The sequence below is a fragment of the Streptomyces sp. 4N124 genome (assembly GCF_052245395.1).
Lineage (GTDB): Bacteria > Actinomycetota > Actinomycetes > Streptomycetales > Streptomycetaceae > Streptomyces.
Genome location: NZ_JBQQBS010000066.1, coordinates 44973 through 54001, shown reverse-complemented (window position 1 = coordinate 54001; position 9029 = coordinate 44973). Strand labels below are relative to the sequence as shown.

Here is a 9029-nt window from a genome sequence, read left to right as displayed (position 1 = left end):
GTTCGGGGGCTGCGACAGCGGGGGAGCCGAGGGACGGTTCGATGGCCGGGGCCGGGGAGGAGCGGTGAGTGGGGGCCGTGAGGGGGCGAGGGCTTGGCTGCGTGTCGTGGGTGACGGGGGGATGGGGGATCGAGGAGCCCAGGGGGACGGTCCGGGCCGTGTCGACGCCGGTGGTGTCGAGGCCGTGGGCCGGGGCGATGCCGGTACTGGTGAGGCCGCGCGCCGGGTTGGTGCCGAAATCGACCTGACGCTGGGCCAGGTCCATGCTCGGATCCCCGCCCCGAGCCGGGCGCGCGCGTGGGCCGAACTTCTGCGTCTTCCGGCCCTGTTCACGGTGCCCGGCGATGCCCTGGCAGGCGCCGCCGCGACCGGGGTGCACCCCAACCGCCGCACTCTGCTCGCCATCGGCTCCTCCCTCCTTCTCTACGAGGCCGGCATGGCCCTCAACGACTGGGCGGACAGGGACGAGGACGCCGTGGAACGCCCGCACCGCCCCCTCCCCTCCGGCCGCATCCACCCCACCGCGGCCCTCACAGCAGCCTGCGCTTTCACGGCCGGGGGGCTCGCCCTGGCCGCCCGCGCCGGCCGCCCCGCCCTCGCGGTCGCGGTGCCTCTCGCGGCGACCGTCTGGACCTACGACCTCGCCGCGAAGCACACCCCCGCGGGCCCGCCCGCCATGGCCCTGGCCCGCGGCCTGGACGTCCTTCTCGGCGCCGCGGCGACCGTCGGCCGCACCCGCGAGGCCCTCCCGTCCGCCGCCGTCCTCGGCGCTCACACCCTCGCGGTCACGACCGTCTCCCGCCAGGAGACGCGGGGCGGTTCACCCTTGGCCCCCTTGGCGGCGCTGGCCACAACCGCGGTGCTGTCACGGCTGCTGACCCGCCCCAGCACGAGCCACGCCTCCGCGGGGCCGTCGGCGGAGTCCTCAGCCCGCACCAGCCGCACCCCCTTCCCACAGCCCCCGTCAGGTCAAGTGACCCCAGCTGTCCTCGACCTGCCGGCCACCACGCCCCAGGCCGCGAAGTCGAGCCGTGCCATACCGCCCCCGGCCACCCCGAACCCCCTTCCCACAGCCCTCGCCACGGCCTACGCGGCAACCGCGGCCCGCCCCTACTTCCACGCCACGCTCAACCCGTCACCTCCGCTCACCCAACGCGCCGTCTCCGGCGGCATCCGCGCGATGATCCCCCTCCAGGCCACCCTCGCCGCCCGCTCCGGCGCCCCCGTCACCGCCCTGCTGACCGCCGCCCTGGCCCCACTCGCCCGCAGGTTCGCAAGGAAGGTGACCATCACATGACCCCGGATTCCCGCCTTCCCGAGAACACCCGAGCATCGGCCGCCCCCACCTGGGGTGACGACAAGCCAGGCCTCGCACAAGCCGCTCCAGCGACCACCCCGGACCGCGACCCCAGCCCCCTCCGTTTCGGCTACGGAACCAACGGCCTCGCCGACCTCCGTCTCGACGACGCCCTCGCCCTGCTCGCCGACCTCGGCTACGACGGAGTCGGGCTGACCCTCGACCACATGCACCTCGACCCGATGACGCCCGACCTCGCCGCCCGCACCCGCCGGGTCGCGCAGCGGCTGGACGCGCTCGGGCTGGACGTCACCGTGGAGACCGGGGCCCGCTATGTGCTCGACCCGCGCCGCAAGCACGGCCCTTCTCTGCTGGACGCCGATCCGGCGGATCGGGCGCGCCGGGTCGACCTGCTGATCCGGGCCGTCCGGGTCGCCGCGGACCTGGGCGCGCACGCGGTCCACTGCTTCAGCGGCATCACCCCGGCCGGAACGGACACGGACACGGCATGGAAGCGGCTGGCCGAGTCGCTCGAACCGGTTCTGGACGCCGCCACCGACAACGACGTCCCGCTCGCCGTCGAACCCGAACCGGGTCACCTCCTCGCCACCCTCGCCGACTTCCACCGCCTCCGGGAGACCTTCGGTGACGCCGAGCACCTGGGCCTGACCCTCGACATCGGCCACTGCCAGTGCCTGGAACCCCTGCCGCCCGCCGACTGCGTACGCGCCGCCGCCCCCTGGCTGCGCCACGTCCAGATCGAGGACATGCGCCGCGGCATCCATGAACACCTCCCTTTCGGAGACGGCGACATCGACTTCCCGCCGGTACTCGCCGCCCTCGCCGCCACCGGCTACCAGGGCCTGACCGTCGTCGAACTGCCCCGCCACTCCCACGCGGGCCCGCACCACGCCGAACTCTCCCTTCCCTTCCTCCAGCACGCCGCCGCCCAGCACACCCCGCCCGTCGCACCACCCCACGGCGAGCCCTCCGCCACCCCTGAAGGGAGCACCTCATGACGCAACCGCACGCCGCGCCAGAGCCCTCCGAGGCCGGCACCCCAGGCGGCACCGCACTCGCCCTCACCCCGCTGGACGAGCTGCACCGCCACCTCACGACCCGACTCGCCGGTGCCGCCCGGGCCTGGCTGGACCAGGCTCTCGACGAGGCCGCCGCCCATCCCGGCACACACGGCCCCATCTCCGTGTGGGAGCTGCGCCTCGCCGAGGCCGGCCGCCGCTGCGGAACCGACCACGCCGACGCCGCCCGCGTCCTGATCCTGCACGCGGCCCACGCCGACACCGACGCCCTCACCCGGGTCTACTCCCAGGGCACCGCCGCCGAACGCCGAGCCGTCCTGCACGCCCTGCCCCACCTCGTGCCGGGCCCGGACGCCCTCCCGCTCGTCGAGGACGCCCTGCGCACCAACGACACCAGCCTCCTCGCCGCGGCCGTCGGCCCGTACGCCGCCCGGCACCTCACCCCCCACCACTGGCGCCACGCCGTCCTGAAGTGCCTGTTCACCGGCGTGCCGGTCGCCGAGGTGGCCGACCTGGAACGCCGCGCCCACGCCGACGCCGAACTCGCCCGCATGCTCGGCGACTACGCGGCCGAACGCGGCGCCGCGGGCCGTCCCGTACCGGAGGACCTGCACCGCGTCCTGGCGCTGACCGAGCCCGGACCCCCACGGCACTCAGCGGCCGACCCCCACGGCAAGGAGTCCTGATGCGCATCTTCGACCCCCACATCCACATGACGTCACGGACCACCGACGACTACCAGGCCATGCACGCGGCCGGTGTCCGCGCCGTCGTCGAGCCGTCCTTCTGGCTCGGCCAGCCCCGCACCTCTCCTGCCACCTTCCTCGATTACTTCGACTCGCTCCTCGGCTGGGAGCCCTTCCGCGCGGCCCAGTACGGCATCGCCCACCACTGCACGCTCGCCCTCAACCCCAAGGAGGCGAACGACCCCCGCTGCCTCCCCGTCCTCGACGAACTGCCCCGCTATCTCGTCAAGGACCAGGTCGTCGCCGTCGGTGAGATCGGCTACGACTCCATGACCCCCGCCGAGGACACCGCGCTCGCCGCCCAGCTCCAGCTCGCCGCCGACCACGAACTGCCCGCGCTGGTGCACACCCCCCACCGCGACAAGCTCGCCGGCCTGCGCCGCACCCTCGACGTCGTCCGGGAGTCCGCGCTGCCCCTGGAGCGCGTCCTGATCGACCACCTCAACGAGACCACCGTCAAGGAGGCCAAGGACAGCGGCTGCTGGCTGGGCTTCTCCGTCTATCCCGAGACCAAGATGGACGAGCAGCGGATGGTGGCGATCCTCCAGCAGTACGGCCCCGAGCAGGTGCTGGTGAACTCCGCCGCCGACTGGGGCCGCAGCGACCCCCTGAAGACCCGCAGGGTCGCCGACCTGATGCTGGCCGAGGGCTTCACGGAGGACGACGTCGACCGGGTGCTGTGGCGCAACCCCGTCGCCTTCTACGGCCTCAGCGGACGACTCGTCCTCGACGTCGCCGCGACGGACGCCACCCACGAGGGCAACTCCATCCTGCGCGGCGGGGAGTGAGCGATGCGCTTCCGCCACCCCGACGGCTCCACCGTCCACCTCGCCTACTGCACCAACGTCCACCCCGCCGAAACCCTCGACGGAGTCCTCGCGCAACTCCGCGACCACTGCGAACCCGTGCGCCGGCGCCTCCACCGCGACCGCCTCGGCATCGGCCTCTGGCTCGCCAAGGACGCCGCCCACGCCCTCGTCACCGACCCGTCCGCCCTGCGGGGACTGCGCACCGAACTCGACCGCCGCGGCCTCGAAGTCGTCACCCTCAACGGCTTCCCCTATGAAGGATTCGGCGCCGAAGAGGTCAAGTACCGCGTCTACAAGCCGGACTGGGCCGACCCGGAACGTCTCGACCACACCTCTGCCCTGGCCCGCGTCCTTGCCGCGCTGCTCCCGGACGACGTCACCGAGGGCACCATCTCCACGCTGCCCCTGGCCTGGCGCACCGCCGCCACCGAGGAGCGCACCGCGACAGCCCGCACCGCCCTGCGCACGCTCGCCGAACGCCTCGACGCCCTGCACGAGTTGACCGGCCGCTCCATCCGCGTCGGCCTGGAACCGGAACCCGGCTGCGTCGTCGAGACCACCGCCGACGCCCTCGCCCCGCTGACCGCGATCGCGCACGACCGCATCGGCATCTGCGTCGACACCTGCCACCTCGCCACCTCCTTCGAAGACCCGCACACCGCCCTGGACGCACTCACCGAAGCCCGCGTCCCCGTCGTCAAGTCCCAGCTCTCCGCCGCCCTGCACGCCGAACACCCCCATCTCCCCGAGGTCCGCACGGCCCTCGCCGCCTTCGACGAACCCCGCTTCCTGCACCAGACCCGCACGGCCACCGCCGCCGGCCTGCGCGGCACCGACGACCTCGGCGAAGCCCTCAAGGGCGACTCCCTCCCCGACGCCGCCCCCTGGCGCGCCCACTTCCACGTCCCGCTGCACGCGGCCCCCGCCGCGCCCCTGACCTCCACGCTCTCCGTGCTCAAGTCCGTGCTGACCCGCCTGGTGGGCGGCCCGCACCCGCTCACCAGCCACCTCGAGGTCGAGACGTACACCTGGCAGGCCCTCCCGCCCGAGCTGCGGCCCCGCGGCCGGGCCCAGCTCGCCGACGGCATCGCCGCCGAACTCACCCTCGCCCGCGACCTGTTGACGGACCTCGGCCTGAAGGAACTGCCATGACCCGATCCGAAGGGCCCACTCCTCTCCTCGTCCTCGACGTCGTCGGTCTCACCCCCCGTCTGCTGGACCACATGCCCCACCTCAAGACGCTCGCCCAGTCCGGCTCCCGCGCGCCGCTCGGTACCGTCCTGCCGGCCGTCACCTGCGCCGCCCAGTCCACGTTCCTCACCGGCACCCACCCGTCGGAGCACGGCATCGTCGGCAACGGCTGGTACTTCCGGGAACTCGGCGACGTCCTGCTGTGGCGGCAGCACAACGGCCTGGTCGCCGGGGACAAACTCTGGGACGCCGCCCGCCGCGCGCACCCCGGCTACACGGTCGCCAATATCTGCTGGTGGTACGCCATGGGCGCCGACACCGACTTCACCGTCACCCCCCGTCCGGTCTACTACGCCGACGGCCGCAAGGAACCCGACTGCTACACCCGGCCCCCGGCCCTGCACGACGAACTCACCGAGAAACTCGGCACCTTCCCCCTCTTCCACTTCTGGGGACCCGGCGCGGACCTGGTCTCCAGCCGGTGGATCATCGACGCGACCCGCCACATCATGCGCACCAGGCACCCCGACCTGACGCTCTGCTACCTCCCTCACCTCGACTACGACCTGCAGCGCTTCGGCCCCGACGACCCACGCGCCCGCAAGGCGGCCGGCGACCTGGACGCGGCCCTGGCCCCGCTCCTGGCCGACGCTCGCGCCGAAGGCCGGACCGTCGTCGCCCTGTCCGAGTACGGCATCACCCGCGTGAGCCGCCCGGTCGACATCAACCGCGCACTGCGCCGCGCCGGCCTGCTCGAAGTCCACACGCAGGACGGCATGGAGTACCTCGACCCCATGGCCTCACGCGCCTTCGCGGTCGCGGACCACCAGATCGCCCACGTCTACGTACGCCGACCCGAAGACCTGGAGGCCGTCCGGCAGGCGCTGCACGATCTGCCCGGCATCGAGCAACTCCTGGACGACGAGGGCAAGAAGGCCCACCATCTCGACCATCCGCGCTCCGGCGAGCTGGTCGCCGTGGCGGAGCCGGATGCCTGGTTCACGTACTACTACTGGCTCGACGACGACCGCGCGCCCGACTTCGCGCAGCTCGTCGAGATCCACCGCAAACCCGGCTACGACCCGGTCGAACTCTTCATGGATCCGCTCGACCCCTATGTGAAGGTCAAGGCGGCCACCGCCCTGGCCCGCAAGAAGATCGGCATGCGCTACCGCATGGCGGTCGTGCCCCTGGATCCCTCACCTATTCGCGGCAGCCACGGCCGCCTCCCGGCGAGCGACGACGACGGTCCGCTCCTCATCTGCTCCACCCCCCGCGCTGTCGGCGACCGCGTCGCGGCCACCGATGTGAAGTCACTGCTGCTCCAACTCGCCGGTCTCTCCTGAGGGGTGAACCCCTCAGGTCCGACTGGTCACAAGTGAAGCACTCACCACTGACAACGCCCTCCCATCACGAGGAGTTCCGCATGAGCCGCACACCTCGCACCGCCAGATCCAGCAAGGCGAACGACCCCGAGCTGGCCCACCGCCTCAGCAGACGAGGCATGCTCGGCGTGGCCGCCGGCGCCACCGCCGCCGCCCTGCTCGGCGCGGCCGCCACTCCTGCCGTCGCCGCGACCGACGCGACAGCCGGCGCCCAGGGCCGCGGCCGTCCCGTCCTGCCCCCCGGCCGCCTGGGCATCCAGCTCTACAGCCTCCGCGACAAGGTCTCCACCCTCGGCTTCGCCGCCGTCTTCGCCGAACTGGCGAAGTACGGCTACGACGAGGTCGAGTTCGCCGGATACACCCAGGGTTCGGCGGGCCCGATCACGCTCGCCCAGCTCAAGCGGCTGGCGAGGAACTACGGTCTGAACCCGATCGGCAGCCACGTCGGCTACTACTCCAGCGACCCGAACGCCTACACCTTCGCGCAGAACCTCACCAAGGTCCTCGACGACGCCCAGGCCCTCGGTCTCAAGCACATCGGCACCGCCTCCGGCCCGTTCCGCTACGGCTCGACCGTCGACGCCTGGAAGCGCGCCGCCGAGGAGTTCAACACCTACGGGGCCGCCGCTAAGGCACGCGGCATGAAGTTCTACCAGCACAACCACTCCGAGGAGTTCTCCTTCGCCACCGACAACCCGAAGGTCCGCCTCTACGACGTGCTGCTCGCGGAGACCGACCCGGACCTCGTGTTCCTGGAGATGGACATCTTCTGGGCGTACTCGGGCCAGTTCCGCTTCTCCAAGCGGCCCGACGGCACACCCGCCCCCTTCGAGCCCCTCGACTACGTACTCAGGCAGCCGGACCGCTACCCGCTGTTCCATGTGAAGGACGGCGAGAGCGACCCGTCGAACACCTACGGCTACCGCATGACCGACGTCGGTGACGGCGACATCGACTACCAGCGGTTCATCTCCGCCGTGACCCGTCTGCGCGGCCACCGCCTGGCCCACCACTGGCAGGCCGAACACGACAACCCGACCGAGTCCTTCACGTTCGCCCGCCGGTCCAGCGCGCACCTGCACTCACTGCGTGAGAAGTGCTGACCGGCACACTCACACACGAGGAGGCCCCTCCCGAGGTCCGGGGGAGGGGCCTCCTCGTTCGCGCGCCGCCTTCAGTGCGCGGTCGCAGCCGGGCCGTCCCTGCCCGGCTGCCGCAGCAGCAGCGCGAGCGCCGCCGCCACCATCGACACGCCGCCGGCGAGGGCGTACGCGCCGTTGTAGCCCCAGGCCGCCACCACCATGGAGCCGAGGCCGCCGCCGAACAGGCCGCTGACCAGCTTGCCGCTGTACACCAGGCCGTAGTTGGTGGCGTTGTAGTTCTCCCCGAAGTAGTCCGGGGTGAGCGCCGCGAACAGAGGATAGAAGGCGCCGCCGCCGAAGCCGGAGAGGAAGGCGAAGAACAGGAACAGCGCCTCGCTCCGCACATCACCGGCCCAGATCACGCCGAACTGGGCCAGGCCCAGGACGACGATGACGAACACCAGGGTGGACTTGCGGCCCCATCTGTCCGACAGCCAGCCCACCACGCCGCGGCCGACGCCGTTGATGACTGCCATGACCCCCATGGAGGACGCGGCGACCAGCGGCCCGAAGCCGACCTCCTTGGCGAAGTCGACCTGGAAGGAGATGCCGAAGATCGACACGCCCGCGGTCATCACGACGGAGATCCACATCAGGGGCAGCATCCCCGTCCTGATCGCCTCCTTAGGTGTGTACTGCTTCACCGCGGGAGGGTTCTTGGCGAGCCCGGCGGCGTTCTTCCGGTCGCCGGAGAACGCCAGCGGGTCCACGTCCGCGGGCCACCAGTTCTTCGGCGGGTCCTTGAAGAAGAACGCGCACCCGAACACCACGACCACGATGTAGCAGCCGATGAGGTCGAGCACCCGGTGGTAGTTCGCCGTGTCGAAGCCGTAGTTGAAGATGAAGATGAACGGCAGCGACCCGTACGCGAACCCGCCGTTGACGAAGCCGGTCCTTGCGCCCCGTCGCTCGGGGAACCACTTGCCGACCATGTTGATGCAGGTCGCGTAGACCAGCCCGGCGCCGACGCCGCCGACGACACCGAAGCCGAGAATCGCGAGCCAGACGTTGCCCAGATGGGACAGGGCGAGGAAACCGGCGAGGCACATGAAGGAGCCGATGTACATCGCCCTGCGGGCCGTGAGGATGCCCTTCTCCCGCAGCCAGCCCGCCGGGAAGGCGATGCCGGCCTGGAAGAACACCCACACGCTGAGGATCCAGAAGGTGTTGCTCTGCGTCCAGCCGTGGGCGTGGGACAGGGTGTCCTCCGCCGAGCCGTACGCGTACTCGAAGACGCTGATGGCCATCATGGCGATCCACGGCAGATACACCATGAGCTTGCGGGAGTGACCCAGGATGTCCCGGTCGGTCTCGCCGACACGGTAGACGCGGCCGTGCGCGTCGATCACTTCACGGTAGGGACGGTTCGCGGCGCCGGGTCGTGCGGGGTTGTTCGATGCGACGGGGTCAGCCGTCATG

General features: G+C 71.7%; 8 protein-coding genes and 1 pseudogene. 7 read left to right on the top strand and 2 right to left on the bottom strand.

The window, feature by feature from the left end; genetic code table 11:
• Window positions 1–265, bottom strand: a pseudogene (locus tag ACTWQO_RS41305) (hypothetical protein); the annotation flags it as partial.
• Here ACTWQO_RS41305 and ACTWQO_RS41300 point away from each other — a divergent pair.
• The 7 genes from ACTWQO_RS41300 (at window position 185) to ACTWQO_RS41270 (ending at window position 7571) form a co-directional block, all read left to right on the top strand.
• Window positions 185–1297 carry an SCO3242 family prenyltransferase gene (locus tag ACTWQO_RS41300; RefSeq protein WP_443242526.1) on the top strand — a complete coding sequence of 371 codons (1113 nt, stop codon included), beginning with the start codon at window positions 185–187 and terminating at the stop codon, window positions 1295–1297. The pseudogene ACTWQO_RS41305 and the gene ACTWQO_RS41300 sit on opposite strands and share 81 nt — an antisense overlap.
• Window positions 1294–2316, top strand: coding sequence for a sugar phosphate isomerase/epimerase family protein (locus ACTWQO_RS41295; protein WP_443242522.1), 1023 nt, complete (start codon window positions 1294–1296; stop codon window positions 2314–2316). Before ACTWQO_RS41300 ends, ACTWQO_RS41295 begins: the two co-directional genes overlap by 4 nt.
• On the top strand, window positions 2313–3023 hold the full coding sequence (locus ACTWQO_RS41290; RefSeq protein WP_443242521.1) for an EboA domain-containing protein: 711 nt from the start codon (window positions 2313–2315) through the stop codon (window positions 3021–3023). The genes ACTWQO_RS41295 and ACTWQO_RS41290 overlap by 4 nt, the downstream gene beginning before the upstream one ends.
• Window positions 3023–3871, top strand: coding sequence for a TatD family hydrolase (locus ACTWQO_RS41285; protein ID WP_443242520.1), 849 nt, complete (start codon window positions 3023–3025; stop codon window positions 3869–3871). The genes ACTWQO_RS41290 and ACTWQO_RS41285 overlap by 1 nt, the downstream gene beginning before the upstream one ends.
• A 3-nt stretch (window positions 3872–3874) precedes the next feature.
• Window positions 3875–5044, top strand: a complete 1170-nt coding sequence (gene eboE / locus ACTWQO_RS41280) for a metabolite traffic protein EboE (protein ID WP_443242519.1) — start codon at window positions 3875–3877, stop codon at window positions 5042–5044.
• A complete protein-coding gene (locus ACTWQO_RS41275; protein WP_443242518.1) occupies window positions 5041–6429 on the top strand; it encodes a nucleotide pyrophosphatase/phosphodiesterase family protein in 1389 nt (462 codons plus the stop codon). The genes eboE and ACTWQO_RS41275 overlap by 4 nt, the downstream gene beginning before the upstream one ends.
• Window positions 6430–6509: 80 nt before the next feature.
• The gene (locus tag ACTWQO_RS41270; RefSeq protein ID WP_443242517.1) at window positions 6510–7571 is read left to right on the top strand and encodes a sugar phosphate isomerase/epimerase family protein; all 1062 of its coding nucleotides are present in this window, start codon (window positions 6510–6512) and stop codon (window positions 7569–7571) included.
• Window positions 7572–7642: 71 nt separating this feature from the next.
• On the opposite strand, the gene ACTWQO_RS41265 is transcribed toward ACTWQO_RS41270, so the two are convergent.
• Entirely contained in the window at window positions 7643–9028 is a 1386-nt protein-coding gene (locus ACTWQO_RS41265) for an OFA family MFS transporter (RefSeq protein ID WP_443242516.1), read from the bottom strand.
• Window position 9029 lies beyond the last annotated feature (1 nt).